13 protein-coding genes are annotated in these 14,490 nt (G+C 62.8%); 1 reads left to right on the top strand and 12 read right to left on the bottom strand.

Features of this window, described 5'->3' with window-relative positions; genetic code table 11:
• Nucleotide 1: 1 nt before the first annotated feature.
• From ASE26_RS23910 to nosZ, 12 genes are all read right to left on the bottom strand, one after another.
• Complete coding sequence (locus ASE26_RS23910; protein ID WP_082591464.1) at nucleotides 2-1,873, bottom strand: hypothetical protein; 1,872 nt, start codon at nucleotides 1,871-1,873, stop codon at nucleotides 2-4.
• Nucleotides 1,866-2,234 carry a YbaN family protein gene (locus ASE26_RS23915; RefSeq protein WP_055929694.1) on the bottom strand — a complete coding sequence of 123 codons (369 nt, stop codon included), beginning with the start codon at nucleotides 2,232-2,234 and terminating at the stop codon, nucleotides 1,866-1,868. Before ASE26_RS23915 ends, ASE26_RS23910 begins: the two co-directional genes overlap by 8 nt.
• Before the next feature lie 7 nt (nucleotides 2,235-2,241).
• Nucleotides 2,242-2,820, bottom strand: coding sequence for an MEDS domain-containing protein (locus ASE26_RS23920; protein WP_055929691.1), 579 nt, complete (start codon nucleotides 2,818-2,820; stop codon nucleotides 2,242-2,244).
• A gap of 68 nt (nucleotides 2,821-2,888) precedes the next feature.
• Nucleotides 2,889-3,200, bottom strand: a complete 312-nt coding sequence (locus ASE26_RS23925) for a cupin domain-containing protein (protein ID WP_055929689.1) — start codon at nucleotides 3,198-3,200, stop codon at nucleotides 2,889-2,891.
• The gene (locus ASE26_RS23930; RefSeq protein WP_055929686.1) at nucleotides 3,157-4,215 is read right to left on the bottom strand and encodes an FAD:protein FMN transferase; all 1,059 of its coding nucleotides are present in this window, start codon (nucleotides 4,213-4,215) and stop codon (nucleotides 3,157-3,159) included. The genes ASE26_RS23925 and ASE26_RS23930 overlap by 44 nt, the downstream gene beginning before the upstream one ends.
• 2 nt (nucleotides 4,216-4,217) lie before the next feature.
• A complete protein-coding gene (locus ASE26_RS23935) occupies nucleotides 4,218-4,541 on the bottom strand; it encodes a cytochrome c5 family protein (RefSeq protein ID WP_055929683.1) in 324 nt (107 codons plus the stop codon).
• 38 nt (nucleotides 4,542-4,579) lie between these two features.
• Nucleotides 4,580-5,101, bottom strand: coding sequence for a nitrous oxide reductase accessory protein NosL (locus ASE26_RS23940; RefSeq protein ID WP_057247068.1), 522 nt, complete (start codon nucleotides 5,099-5,101; stop codon nucleotides 4,580-4,582).
• Entirely contained in the window at nucleotides 5,098-5,922 is an 825-nt protein-coding gene (locus tag ASE26_RS23945; protein ID WP_057247069.1) for an ABC transporter permease, read from the bottom strand. The genes ASE26_RS23940 and ASE26_RS23945 overlap by 4 nt, the downstream gene beginning before the upstream one ends.
• Nucleotides 5,906-6,826 carry an ABC transporter ATP-binding protein gene (locus ASE26_RS23950; RefSeq protein ID WP_055929674.1) on the bottom strand — a complete coding sequence of 307 codons (921 nt, stop codon included), beginning with the start codon at nucleotides 6,824-6,826 and terminating at the stop codon, nucleotides 5,906-5,908. The genes ASE26_RS23945 and ASE26_RS23950 overlap by 17 nt, the downstream gene beginning before the upstream one ends.
• Complete coding sequence (locus tag ASE26_RS23955) at nucleotides 6,807-8,084, bottom strand: nitrous oxide reductase family maturation protein NosD (protein ID WP_082507265.1); 1,278 nt, start codon at nucleotides 8,082-8,084, stop codon at nucleotides 6,807-6,809. Before ASE26_RS23955 ends, ASE26_RS23950 begins: the two co-directional genes overlap by 20 nt.
• A 4-nt stretch (nucleotides 8,085-8,088) precedes the next feature.
• Nucleotides 8,089-10,245 (bottom strand): 4Fe-4S binding protein, encoded by a 2,157-nt coding sequence (locus ASE26_RS23960; RefSeq protein WP_373922434.1) that lies wholly within the window; start codon nucleotides 10,243-10,245, stop codon nucleotides 8,089-8,091.
• 33 nt (nucleotides 10,246-10,278) lie between these two features.
• Nucleotides 10,279-12,207, bottom strand: a complete 1,929-nt coding sequence (gene nosZ, locus ASE26_RS23965; RefSeq protein WP_057247071.1) for a TAT-dependent nitrous-oxide reductase — start codon at nucleotides 12,205-12,207, stop codon at nucleotides 10,279-10,281.
• Nucleotides 12,208-12,313: 106 nt separating this feature from the next.
• Between nosZ and ASE26_RS23970 the strand changes: the two genes are divergently transcribed.
• Nucleotides 12,314-14,464, top strand: coding sequence for a hypothetical protein (locus ASE26_RS23970; RefSeq protein ID WP_057247072.1), 2,151 nt, complete (start codon nucleotides 12,314-12,316; stop codon nucleotides 14,462-14,464).
• Nucleotides 14,465-14,490: the final 26 nt, after the last annotated feature.

Here is a 14,490-nt window from a genome sequence, read left to right on the forward strand (position 1 = left end):
CTCAGGGCTTCAGCTTCAAGATCGTACGCTGAGTGGCGACGTATAGCGCTCCCTTCCTGTCCACGGCAAGGGCGCGCAGTTTTCCGGTGTCTTCCCGCAAGCCGTTCCCTTCGGTGGTGACTTCACCGTTCACCGATATCCTGCGCAACACTCCATCGTCAATGAGGTAGATATTGCTGCCGGCGTCGGTCGCCGCATGGGTGATGTTTCGGAAGCGTGCCAGCAGGCTTACGCCGTCGCTGCTGCCTTTGCGTTCGCGGCTGCCGGCGGCCAGCAATTGGTAGCCGTCGCCTCCTACCCTGCTCACATAATGACCGTGCAGCATGAAGACATCGTCGTTCGGCGCAACCAGCACGTCGCCGCAACCGTCCGCGCCCTGCAGTTCCGTCTTGCGCGCCACACCGCGCGGGCGAATGCGCCACAGCACGTTATCGGCGCAATACCAGGCTTGGCCGCCAGCATCCGCGGCGACCCTGTGCTGGCCCAAACCGGGCAGCATGAAGGGTTCGGCATCCTGCGCGACATATGCCCAGATGCGCTTCAGGGCAGGAACCAGGCCGGTCTGCTCCGGCGTCATGCCCGGCGGACCGCTGACCAGGGAGATCATGCCTTCCGTACTGACGCCGGCCAGCCCGCCGTTGGCGGTCACGAAAACGCCGGTGCTTGATCGCGCCACCATCGACCCGTGCAAATCCACCTGCGCCGCCGTGTGCGATTCGCGCAGCTTGCGAAAGCCGCCCGCCTCCAGCAGGGTGCGTACCACGCCCTCCTTGTCGATGCGGCGCAACTGGTCGCCGTCCAGCACATACAAGCCGCCATCGCGGCCCACTGCAAGCTGGGTGATGTCGCCGAAGCGGGCCTGCATCGCCGGACCATCGCGGTTCAGCGATGCGGCGTATTGCAGGGTGAGCGGCTGCAGCTTGCCGCTGGCATCCCAGCTCGTTGCCGCCTGGCGCTCTGCCAGCAGCAGGTACAGGCTGCCCTCGCCGTCGCGCGCAACGCCAGACAGTTCTCCCGTGACGTCGCCCATACCCAGCAGCGGCACGATCATGCCGCTACGCTCAATCCGATAGACAGTTCCGGTGGCAGGCCCGGTCGCCAGCAGGCGGCCCTGCGAGTCGGCAGCCAGCTGTCCCGCGGGCATTGCGCGCCCTTTCGCAAGAGCCGGCATGCTGGGCGCCTGGTAGCGCCGCAGGCATTTGCCGCGCAGGCATTCCTCGCCCTGGGCTGTCACAGTGTTCGATTGCACATCGAGCGCTTGCCATTTTCCGTCGGCAGCCACGCGCAGCGCATTGCTCGCGTCAGACAATACGACGCCGTCGCGTGCATCGAGCGCTATGCCCTGCGGTTGAAATGGCAAGTCCTGGGCCACCGTACTGACGACACCGTCGGCCGAGATGCGCCGCAGCGCACGATTGCCTGCATCGGCCACCAGGAGGCTGCCCGCCCGATCGAGTGCCAGGCCAGCAGGCTGGTTAAAGCGGGCCGCGATGCCCTTGCCGTCATTGCGTCCGGCGGTTCCTGCCTGGCCCGCAACGGTGCGCACCTCGCCCGCCGGTGAAATCGCCTTTACCGCATGGTTGCCCGCATCGGCTACATAGACCGTGCCATCCGCGCTCACGGCCAGACCGGCCGGCGCGATGAAGCGTCCGGCCAAAATTACCAGCTTGCCCTCCGGCTTTAAGGCCCTGACTGTCGCACCGTCGGTGAAATAGACGGTGTCGTCCAGCCCCACCGCAATACCGCGCGGCGCGTCGATCCGCTCGCTGCGCAAGGCCATCGGCGCGCCCGCAATGACCTCCCATTTGGCGGCAAAGGCGGCCTGGGAGAGCAGCAGCGCAGCTGCGGCCGCAATCAAACTCCTTTTATTCATCCAGCGCACGGGAAGTGGGAAGGCGCCACAGGTAAACCGTCACGCCGCAGGCAACCAGGAACAGCATGACCTTCAGCGAGAAAAAGGGCACCCTGTATATCGAATAGAACATCGACGGCCACATCATCGCCATCGCCAGCACCTTGCCGCGCAACGGGATGCCGCGCCCGTCCTCATAGTCGCGCAGGTAGCGGCCAAAGCGGCCGTGGTTGCGCAGCCAATGATGCAGCTTGTCCGAACTGCGGGCGAAGCAGGCCGACGCCAGCAGGAGGAAGGGCGTGGTGGGCAGCAGCGGCAGGAACACGCCCAGGACCGCGAGGACCATGAACAGGCAGCCGAAAGTGACCAGGACGATTTTCATCGCCCCATTATAGCGGCGGGCAGGCCCTGGTATGCGCGTTGTGCACTTCGCGGCAATCTGCCGGGTCGGCGGAATCGAAACTGGCCTTCGGATAGGCGCAGAACAGGGGGAAGGATTCGCGCTGGCACAATTGCGTCCACATATGCTCCAGGCGCATGGTCGCGCGATACAGCTTTTCCTCCCACAGCAAGGCCACCATTTCACCGAATGCCCGCACCGTCGGGTGCTTTTCGCGCGCCTTGTCCAGCAATTCTTCAATCATCTCGTTGAAACGCGATTCAGCCGGCCAGCCATCGAACATGAAGCGCGCCAGGCAGTCGCGGGCATCGCGCACGATGAACTGTCCGCTCGATGCCGCCGCTGCGACATTGATGCCGCTGCGTTCCAGCCGCTCTGCCAGCGCAGCCCGGTGTTCCGGCGTGGCGATGATGACGACGGCGTCGTTCTTGCGGAAACCTTCCGCAACAAAGACTTCCAGCATGTCGAGGAAAACGTCTTCATTCTCGTACATCTGCACCACGTGGTCGCAGTGCGAAGTATGCTGCCAGAATTCCTCTATCGCTTCCTGCTGCTGCGTTGACTGCATTTCTGTTGGCTCCAGGAGTAAAGCAACCAAGAGTAGCAGATCAGGATTACCAAAAGATGCGCACTTTGTCACGCGCTGCGCCCGTGCAGGTGCACCGCGAGCCATAAGGCGCCATCGGAAACCTGCAGGACGGCATGGGGCGTGCGCGCCGGCAGGAACAGGTAATCGCCGGCCTTCAGCGCTACCTTGCTGCCGGCCACGTCCAGCATGGCCTCCCCCGTCAGCAGCACCACCCATTCGTCCTGTTCCTGCACGTATTCCTGCGATGCGATCTTCGCCGTGCTGACAATGCGCTCGATAACCAGCCCCCGGTGCGACAGCAGCGTATCGAAGCGCTCACCCGTTGCGGGCGGCAGTGCATCCTCGTACAGATTTCCCATTCTCTTTTCCCTGGTCGGTGCGTGCCGTCATGGCAGGCGTAGCATACACCTCGCCCTGGGCATCAATCAGCATGGCTTCTTTCAAATCGAGTCGTTGCGCCATATCGCACCAGCCCTGCGGGCCAACCACGAACAGCGGCTTGGAATTGCCATCCGAGCGCAAACCTGCGTCGGCGCCGCCGGAGGCAATGATGGTGACGGAAGCGACCAGGTCCACCGTCTGTCCGGTGCGGGCATCGATGATGTGGGCGTGGCGCTTGCCCTCCTTCATGAAGTAGCGCTCGTAGTCGCCGCTGGTGCCGATTGCCTCATTGTCGTGCAGGGCCACGCGCGCCACCGTCTCCGGCCCGCGCGGATTGCGGATGCCGACCATCCACGGCCGCTCGCCCGGCTGGCCAAGCGCGATCGCGTTGCCGCCGACGTTGACCAATGCCGCCTTGACATGTGCCTGGCGCAGGATCTGCGCCGCCCGGTCCAATGCATAGCCTTTAGCGTAGCCGCCCAGGTCCAGCATGACGGTGCGGTTACTGCTAGTAATGCGGTTCCCTTCGAAATGCAAGTCCGCCATGCGCGGATTGGCCTTGACCAGCCTCTCGATTTCCGCCGACGGCGGACCGCCCGCTGTAATATCGTTCTTCTGGAAACCCCACAGCCGGATCAGGCGGCCGATGGCGGGGTTGAACGTATCGCCGGAGCGCGCCGACAATTCGGCGGCGGAGCGCAACAGCCCCACCATCTCATCGTCTGCGTCAAAGGCCTCGCCGCGAGCGATAGCATCGTTCAGCGCCGTCAGCTGGCTTGGCTGCCAGGCATGGTACTTGTGGTGCAGGCGGTCGAATTCGCGCAGCACGGCAGCGCCCTGCTCGCGCGCCTCAGCTTCGGATGGCCCGTAAATACTTACCTCCACCTGCGTGCCGAACACATGGCCCTGCACGCGGTGCACTTCATCCCTGGCCGTGCAAGCTGCCAGCAAAGGCAGCAGCACGGTGCAAGCCAACAGCCGTCGGCGCTGCATTATCAGCTCTTGGCCATGAAGTCGATGGCGGCCTTCACCTCATCATCTTTCAAGCCGGGATTGCCGCCTTTTGCAGGCATCATCTTGAAGCCGTTCAGGCCATGGGTGTACAGTACTTCCTTGCCCTGCTTGACGCGCGGGGCCCACGCGGCTTTATCGCCGGCTTTAGGTGCGCCCAGCACGCCAGCGGCGTGGCAGGAGGCGCAGTTGGCGGAATAGATCTTCTCGCCGCTGATGCCGGCGCCCTTGGCAGGTGCGGCGGCCATAACCGCAGGCGCCAGGACGGCGGCAGCGATAGCGACGGTCAGCTTGGTAAATGCTTTCATGCTTGTCTTCCTCTTGGTTGGTGGGTGAAAAAAAATACTCAGCGCATGGAATCGTCATGCGCATCATGCCCCGGCCTGGTGCCCGGTTTGAGCACACCCGGCTTGATCTGGCTGTAATCGAGTACGCGGCCGCCTTCTCGCGCAGCGAAGGCCTGCGCATCCTCTTTACCGGCGAAGGTGCCGATGGTTGGCCCCATAGCGCCCTGGGCGCGGCTCTCGATCACGTAGAACGCGCTGCGGGCCTCGATCCAATGCCCGCGCGGCTTGCTCCAATCGGCTTTGCCCATGTCCTGCACATAGCTGGCGCCGATGCCGCGCTGGCCATCGTCGCCAAACAGGACCTCAAACAATTCCGACAGGCTGCAGAAGTAGTCGATGCGGCCGTCCCTGAACACGATCTGCGCCTTCGGGCCGGGATAATCCTTGAGGCTCATGCCATCGAGCGCGCAAACCGCATCGTCCACCGGCTCGCCAGCAGCCAGCGAACGCGCGGCATCGCCGCAGCCGGCAAGCAACAGCAGCAGCGCTGCAAGGGCAGCGGCATTTCGCTTGCACTTCATTTGAATCTCCAGCTGGCGATGGCAAAGGGAACGGCGATCCAGGCCAGCATTACGCCAGCCAGCAGCGCCGGGCTGGTCAAATGCTCCGGCATCACGGTCGCCAGGCCGTACAGGCCCTGCACCTGCTCGGAGCTGAAGATATTCAGCAGGCGGAACACGTCGGCTGGATTGAGCATCAGCAAGGCGCCGAAGACGCTGCTGTCCAGGGCACCCTGCGACAGCACCAGGACGCCCATCAGCACCATGTCGAACACCAGCACGAACAGGAACCACAGGCCGATCGCCAGACCGCTGGCGCGAATGCGGTTGTGCGCCAGCACCGACAGGCAAAGCGACATGCTGAGGAAGGCCAGTCCCAACAGGATGGCGCTGCCGGCAAAGCCGAAGAAATGCACGGCATCGCGCGCGTCGAGCTGGTTGGCGAGGGCCAGCAAGGCCGCGCCGAAGCCCAGTGCCGTCGATGCAGCCAGCGCAGCCGCCAGACCGGCAAACTTCCCCAGCAGCAGTTCAAAGCGGGTGATTGGCAGCGACAGCAGGAGTTCCAGCGAACCGCGTTCGCGCTCGCCGACAATCGCGTCGTAGCCCAGCAGCAGCGCAATCAGCGGCACCAGGTAGGTGACAAGGCTGGACAGGCTGACGATGGTGACGTCGATACCCCGATAGCCCACACTTCCCTGCTGCGCCATGCCGAACCATGCAATCGCCAGCGCAAACACGGCGAACACCAGCGCCACCGCCAGCACCCAGCGGTTGCGCAGGCGGTCGCGGAATTCGCGCGCAGCGATGGTGGCAGCGGCCGACCAGTCAAGCCGCGCGTGCATGACGGCCTCCCATGCCGAAGAACAGGTCTTCCAGCGACGGCTCATGGATCGCCACGTCATCGATGGCGTCGCTGAGCGTCGAGATCAGCTGCAGCATCTGGATTTTCTGGCGCGGCGGGCAAGGAACGCGGATGCAATCGCGCTCCACGCGCACCTGGTGGCCGCGCAGCGCGGCGATTACGCGGCCGGTAGCGCCTGGACGCGCCACCAGCCGGATTTCGGCAGGCATGGCTGCGCCGGCGCGCAGTTGCGCCAGCGTTCCTTGCGCCGCAATGCGGCCTCCGCTCAGGATCACCAGTTCGTCGACCCGCTCCTGGATCTCGGCCAGGATGTGCGAAGTGATGACGATGGTGGCGCCCTCTTCTCGCAGCTGGTGCAGGATGCGGTAGAAATCGTGGATGCCGTCCGGATCGAGGCCATTGGTCGGTTCATCAAGGAAGACCAGTTGCGGTGCGCCAAGCAGCAATTGTGCAAAGCCCAGGCGCTGTCGCATGCCCTTGGAGTAGCCGCCAACACGGCGATCGGCCGCCGCCGACAGGCCCACCCGCTCCAGCACATTGCAGCAGGCGCCGCGCGCGACTTTCTTCAAATCCGCGAACAGGTGCAGCAGTTCCAGACCGGTCAGGTTGTCGTAGGCGACAAAGCTCTCCGGCAGATAGCCGATACGGCGCCGCACATCGCGGAAGGCGCCATCATTGGTGCGTACGCCGCAGATGCGTACTTCGCCCGAAGTCGGCTCCAGTAAGCCAAGCATCATCTTGAACAGTGTGCTTTTGCCGGCGCCGTTATGCCCGATCAGGCCCACCATGCGGCCCCGCCCGACGGACAGGTCGACGCCATCGACCGCCTGCAGCGCCCCATAACGCTTGCCCACGGCGCGCAAGTCAATCAGCTTGTCGTCCATGCCATTTTCTCCAATCAGTGTTCCAGGGCTGCATACGGGCGTGCTTGTCGATCACGCTCGGCGCGCGCAGCAAAGGAAATTGCCGCGACACCAAGCGCAGCGTTTGTACGGCCGGACTGCTAAGCAGGAGCTTGAGCAGCGGGTATTGCCAGTGCAGGCGATCGACCACGTCGTTGGCCTGGTACAGCACATCGCCGTTGCCGTCGTTGTCCTGGTCCCAGCCGCTGTAATTGCTCCAGTAATTGCCCTTGCTGCGCCCCCATTCGACGTCTTTCGAGGCTACGAAGTTGACCTGTTCGGCATTGTGGATAAAGTCGTTTCCATCCACAGCATTGTTGCTGGAACCGGCCGTCAGGTGCACGCCGGTGCGATTGCCGATTACCAGGTTTCCGCGCAGGGAATTGAATTCGGCGTCGTAAATAAAGAAGCCGCGTCCATTGCCGGCCACGATATTGTTTTCTATGACCGAGTCCTGGATGGTGCGCAGCATGATGCCGTGGTCTTCGTTTCCCCAGGCGACGTTGTTGCGCACCGTGAGGCTGCGTACCTCCATCAGCGCCAGGCCGCCGCGGCTCTGGTACACGGTGTTGCCTTCCCACGTGCTGTTGTGGGTGTTCATATAGTGCGTTCCGTAGCGCACGTGATGCACGGTGTTGCCGCGGAAGGTGGCACGGCGCGAGTAGTCGACGTAGATGCCGTCGCGCACGTAGCTCACCGTATTGTCGATCACCTGCGTGTCGTCGGTGTTGTAGACCTGGATGCCGTTGCCGCGCATTTGCGACATCAGGTCACGGCGGCCGGTAATCAGGTTGCCCTGCAGGATGGCGTCACGCGACTGCTCGAGCCAGACGCCGAACAGGTTGGTGACCAGGTCGCAGTTGGCGATCACGATCCGGTCGGAGCCTGGCATGACGTAGATGCCGGCATTTTGCGATCCGAGGTCGGTGCCGCTGTCGCGCACGATCAAGCCGCGGATCGATACGTCAGCCGACCTGACGCGGATCACGTCCCCCTTGTAGCCGGCGGCGATGGTCGGCTTGCCGATACCCTCAAGGCGTAGCGGCTTGTCGATCAGGATGCGTTCTGCGTAGGTACCGGCCATGACCTGGATAGTGTCGCCGGGATGTGCCTGGCCGACGGCAGCGGCGATCGATTCGCCGGCGCGCACCTGCAGCACGGCCGCGTATGCACCTGCCGGGGCGCAGGCCAGCATCGCGGGCGCAGCCAGGGCGGCCGCGCAAACCCTGAGGACACTCATGGTTTTACCCTGCCTTCCTTTTCAGCTCACTGCGGACCGCATCCAGCGAAATAAAGTAGCCGCGTTCATCGATAGGCGTCAGCGGCTGGCCGTTCTTCTCGCGCGTCTTGCGCTCCTTGGCCAGCGGCGGGCAGGCATGGTCGTCGTAGTACATCACCATGCAGTCCAGGCAAAGCAGGCACTCCTTCTGGTCGATGCGCCCCTGCGCATCGATAGCATGCGAGCCGCACCCCTTGGCACATGCGGTGCAGGTCACGCACTCCTGCTTGCGCTTCAGGCCAAACAGGCGGAAGAAGCTCGGCACGGCCAGGCCGGCGCCCAGCGGGCAAATGTACTTGCAATATGGCCGCTCGCTCAGGATTGAAATGCCGAGAATGACCGCCACGAAGGCCGTGAACGGCCAGCCCCGATTCAGTACGCCCACCAGGAAGGTGGTCTTGAACGGTTCAATCTCCGCCAGGTGCTCTGCCAGTTCCATCGAATAGAACGACACCCCGACCAGCACCGCGAACACGCCGTACTTCACCCATTTCAGCTTGTCGTGCACGCGCTTGGGCAGCAAGCCCTGGAAGCGGCCCAGTCCAATCAGGGTGCCGAGCTTGTAGGCCAGGTGTTGCAGCGAACCGAATGGACACAGCCAGCCGCAGAACAGGCCGCGGCCCCACAGCACCACGCTGACCACCATGAACCACCAGAAGATGAAGATGAACGGGTCGGACAGGAACAGCTCCCACTTCCACTGGTAGATCAGGGAATGGAACCAGGTCATCACCTGGGTGATTGAAGGCTGCGCCTTCAGGTACAGTCCAAAGAAGCCGACCGCGATGAGCCACAGCATGGTGCGCGGAATGCTGATCAGCGGCTTGCTCTTGCGCTTCGAGGCGCGCACCAGGCGCTCGCGCTGCGAGTACAAGCCGGCCGTTGCCAGCAGCGCCAGCACGAACAAGGTGATTTCGCCTTTGCGCGCCAGCCAGGCCGATTTCCAGGCCGGCACCGGACGCTCGACTTTCGGGCGGCCGCCTTCCAGGTAGCGCGCCGGAGTCCAGTATTCTTCGTCAAAGTGGACAAACACCTTGGCGTGGGTCTGCATGTCCAGCTTATTGGCCAGCAGGCTCAGTTGCCACGGCCACGCAGGGTTGAAATTTGCGGAACGGACGATGAAGATCGCCGATTCCTTGTATTCCGGCGCATCGGCCGGCTCCAGGTGATACAGGTTCAGGTAATCGGTATCGCGGAAGGTAAAGCGGTCCGCATCCTGGCGCACCTGGATGCGGTCGTAAATACCGCCGCGCACAAAGCCGGAACCCTTGAACGATTCCAGGCCGGTGCCGATGATGAAGATTGCGTGCTCGTCTTCCTTCAGGTCCTGCATCAGGCGCTGGTAATTGCGTTCGCCGAGCAGGCTGATGCCGATGGTCGGCACATTCAGGTAGCCGAAGTGCAGGTCCATATATGGCTTGCCGCCGGATGGCAGGCCCACATCCGCGCTTTCCACGCGCATATGCTGGACCGCGCCCTCCTTGACGAGCGCGGTCCAGTCCAGACGTTCGCGCAGCTGCGTGAAATGTACGCGCGGTTTGACCATCCCCTTGAAGATGCCCACCTGCTTGCCTATCTCATACGCGCTTTGCGCAATGGTCTGGTTCTCGGCTATGGCAGTAACGGTGGCCCCGCTGATCGCATCAAGATCACCACCATCACGTCCAAGCCCGAGTTCCAGCTTGGCGTCGCCGGGCTTGCCCAGGTACTGCCTGACGAACTTCGTCAGCACAGTTTCCGGAATGCCCGCCAACAAAATCGGTTCGGAGTGCTTCAGGATGCGCACCCCGGTAATCAAACCTTTGGCATCCATGCCGATCAGCGTGACAACCGGCTTACCGGAGTAAGCCGGAATGTCCACCACATCGGTGGACAGGAACACGTAGCCCACCACCTTCTGCCTGCCCTGCTCCAGCGCGTAGCCTTCAACGTAGGCCGGCGCGCCTTTGCGCTTGGAAAACGCCGTCGCGGCAGGCAGCACGTCGCTGCACGGCGCTTCGGCACACAAATCGGGGCCACCCAGCAACCCCGCGGACAGCACGGTGTCGTACATCGAAGTGGCCGAGGCGACGGGCGCTGCGCACACCAACGCAAGCAGCGCCGCCCAAAGCAGGGAAATCAGTCGATACAGCATGGATAAACCGCCCTTTCGGGCTTAAGCCTCCACCAGGAAGCGGCTGCGCATTTCCAGGTGCAGCGCGTGGCAGAAGTGCGTGCAATACATCCAGAACGCACCGGCATGGTCAGCCTTGAAGGTGACCGACTTGGTCTCCTGCGGGTTGACGATGAAGTTGATGTTGTAGGTCGGCAGTGCGCAACCGTGAGTCAGGTCTTCCACCTTGTCGTAGTTGGTCAGCGTGAGCGTTACCTCGTCACCCTTCTTCACCTTGATGACCGGCATGCTGAAGGCCGGCGCCTGCGACATCAGGCGCACATGCACCTTGTTGCCGTTGCGCGTGATGCCCGCGTTGTCCGCCGTCACCTTGTTCGGGAAGTCGTCCATGTTGTAGATCTGGCGCGTCTTCACGATATCGCGGCGCACGATGATTGCGTCGTGCGGCTCCGGATAAGCGGTGTGGTCGGAAATGATCATCATCTTGTCGCCGGTGATGTCGATCAGCTGCTCCGTTTCACTGTGCAGCGGGCCGACCGGCAGGAAGCGGTCCTTCGAGAACTTGTTACCCGAGTTGAAGTACTTGCCGTCCGCTTCCTTGGTCTCACCCATCGAAGCGTAGCCGTGGCCCGGCTGGTAGTGCACGTCCACACGGTCAACCACCGGCTTGACGGTCTTGTCGCCCTTGAACTGCGCGATGGCGGCAGCCACGTTCCACTTGACGATCTGGCTGTCCAGGAACAGGGTGGTAAAGGCATTGCCCTTGCCGTCGAAGGCGGTATGCAACGGGCCCAGGCCGATTTCCGGTTCCGCCACTACGGCATCGCGCTCGGTTTTCAGTTCGCCGTCGAACCACTTGGCCACCAGAGCCACTTCGATCACGGTCGCAGTCGGCGACAGCTTGCCGGAGCACACCATGTACTTGCCGTCCGGCGACGCGTTCACGCCGTGCGGGTTCTTGCCGACCGGGACGTAGCACGTGACGGCGGTCTTGGGATCGGCGTTGGCGGCTTTGCGGCCGTCAACCACCGGCACTTTCGAGGAGCCGATGGTGGTGAATTTTCCGGCCTTGACCAGCGCTTCCACCCGGGCCACATCGAAGAACACGCAGGCATCGCGCTCGGCAGCCATCATGCCCGCCTGGTCCGCCGCATTTTCCGTGTTGTACTGGTTGGAGCAGGCGAAGCGGCCATCATAGGATGTCGCCGTCAAATCCATATTGCCATCGACGCGCACTTGCCAACGCACGTCCATGGTTTCCGCATCCACGCAGGTGAACAGCGAGCCCCATTTGGAGGGATCGTCCAGGTCGCGGCCGTCGTTCGGGAATGGAATCGCGAATTCGGCACCGCAAAACACGCGGGTGGTGTGGTTGACCGACTTGTCGACCGGGTCGCACTTGTCAGGGAAGATACCGTGGAAGCCTTGTACGTTAGGCAGTTCGGTGATCTTGTCGCACTCCATGGTGTCCATGCGGATGCGGGCCAGGCGCGAGTGGATCTTGTCGTTCACCCACAGGAAACGGCCATCATAGGTGCCGTCCTTGTAGCTGCCATGCACGTGGTGGGTATCACCGGTGGTGTATTTCAGGCTGCCATCCGGCTTGGTGCCCATGATAGCCTTGGATTCGTTGGTGATACCCCAACCAACCATAGGATCGATATTGAAAACAGGGATACGGCGCAGTGTTCGCCCGGAAGGAACGCCCATAATGCGCGCCTCGCCGGAGTGGCCGCCGCTGGAGAACAGGTAATAGTCATCCAGCTGGCCCGGCTCCACATGCGCCTTGCCAGCACCGTGCGACTTGCCCGCTGCTGCTGCCGATGCCGAAGCAGAACCGGGCGCCCCCGCACCGTTCTCCTTGCAGCCTGCCAGCACGCCTGCGCCGGCCAAGCCTAACGCAGCACTCTTACCCAGGAATCGACGACGGCTGTTCGTTTGCGCGTCGTTTACCTCATTGTCGCTACCCATGTTTCAATACTCCTACTCTGTGTTATTCCAGTGCAGGACTGTACGGAGTTTGCCGGCTAATTAAATTGATTCAAGTCAAGCACTTTCAATTTGAGAGGATCTGCCCATGAAATCTCTGCTGTTCTATCTCGTCGGCCTGCTGGCCTCGGGCGCCGCGGTGGCGGCGCAACTGCCCTCCCTTCAAGTGAGCGACGCCTCGGCGCAGGCGCAAGCAGGCCTGCCTGTCACTGTCGGCCACGTGTTCGCGAAAGGCGATGTAAAGCCAGGCGAAACAATCACCGCATCAGTGAGGGGCGTCGCCATACCTTTGCAGGCCGACGTCAAGGCGACACACGCCGATGGCTCGATGCGCCATGCCGTGCTAACTGCCGTGCTGCCGCAACTCGGCAGCGGCGAAACTGCCGAGGTAGCGCTGGCGACAATGCCCATGCCTGTGCCGTCAGGTGGCACCGGCCCTGGATCCCTGCTGGCCAGTGGTTTCAATGCCGTGGTGCGGCTCAACGTCGGCGGCGTCATTTACACTGCGGACGCCGCGCAGCTACTGGCCAGCAAGCCATATAAGACCTGGCTTGCCGGGCCATTGGTCGACGAATGGCAGGTAAGCGCTCCCGTGCTGGCGAATGGCGTCGCGCACCCGCACCTTGCCGTGCGCTTCGCAATCCGCAGCTATCGCGTGCCAGGCAGCGGCCGCCCCGGCCCGACGCGGGTGGACGTGACCGTCGAGAACAACTGGGCTTATGAACCGGATCCCAGGAATGTGACCTACGATGCCGAAGTCGTGGTGAACAACCAGGTGGTGTATAACAAAGCCGCGTTGAGCCACTTCCATCACGCGCGCTGGCGCAAGGTGTTCTGGTCCGGCGCCGAACCGAAAGTACACGTCAAACACGATATCGCCTATCTGCTTGGCACGCGCGCCCTGCCCAATTACGATCGGACTGTGGTTCCCTCGCAAACCGGCCTTGCCAGGATGAAGACCGATTGGGAAGCAGCCGACAGTGGCCCGATGGCCATGCCGCTGGTGAACAAATACATGCCTTCGACTGGCGGCCGCCCGGATATCGGGCTGCAGCACGCCTGGGCCGCAACCTACCTGCTCAGCATGGATGCCCGCGCCAGGCAGGTGACAGTCGGGCTGGGCGACCTGGCGGGAAGCTGGCCGGTCCACTATCGCGACAAAAACACGGACCAGGTGGTGTCGATCATTGAGTACCCTTACGTGCGCGACCAGCGCATCGGCTCCGACAGCTACAATCCGCTCACCCAAAAGCACGAAGACATGCCGCGTTGTACTTCGACCGTGGCCGGCGCATGCAGCACGCCTTATACGCCCGATTCAGCCCACCAGCCCTCTTTCGCCTACCTGCCCTACCTCCTCACCGGGGATACCTATTATCTGGATGAATTGCAGTTCTGGGCGAACTGGAACCTGGTCACCATGAATCCGCATTACCGCGCGCTTTCCAAAGGCCTGGTGAAGGGCAACCAGGTCCGTGGCCAGGCCTGGTCGCTGCGCACGTTGGGACATGCCGCCTACATCACGCCGGACGCCCATCCAATGAAGGCCTATTTCAACCAGGTCCTGAAAGACAACCTGGATTTTTACAACACCACCTTCGCCGGCAGTGCCACAAACCAGCTGGGCTTCATCGACAATACAGCCACCAGCTACGCCGTGGCCTACAGCGGTCCAACCGGGCCGAGTACCGGCGTCGCCCCTTGGATGGACGACTTCTTCACATCGACGGTCGGCCATCTGGACGAAATGGGATTTACCGCAGCGCAGCCGATCCTGGCCTGGAAAGCGCGCTTCCCGGTCGGCCGCATGATGGCCAGTGGCTACTGCTGGATTGACGGTGCGGTCTACGCCCTCATGGTACGGCCGAGCGCCACCTCCGCGTATTTCACCAGTTTCGCCGAAGCCTACCAGGCGACCATGCGCAATAACGACGGCTCACCAATGGTGAACAGCACCGGTGCACGCTACCTGGAGCAGCCTTGCGGCAGCCAGGCCCAGGCCAACTGGCGCACCCAGGTCGACAAGGATGCCAACGTCTGGCGCTCGCCATGGCTGGCCGGCGAGATGACCGGTTACGCCACCTCGCCGGAAGGCTATCCCTCGAACATGCAGCCGGCGCTGGCCATGGCCGCCGCTACCGGCATCCCCAACGCCCGTGAGGCATGGACGCGCTTCATCAACCGTAGCGTCAAGCCGAACTACAGCGAGCGGCCGCAGTTCGCCATCGTGCCGCGCTGAATAAGGGTTTGCCCGGCGGGCGGCTA

The organism is Duganella sp. Root198D2, from assembly GCF_001428585.1.
Taxonomy (GTDB): domain Bacteria; phylum Pseudomonadota; class Gammaproteobacteria; order Burkholderiales; family Burkholderiaceae_D; genus Rugamonas.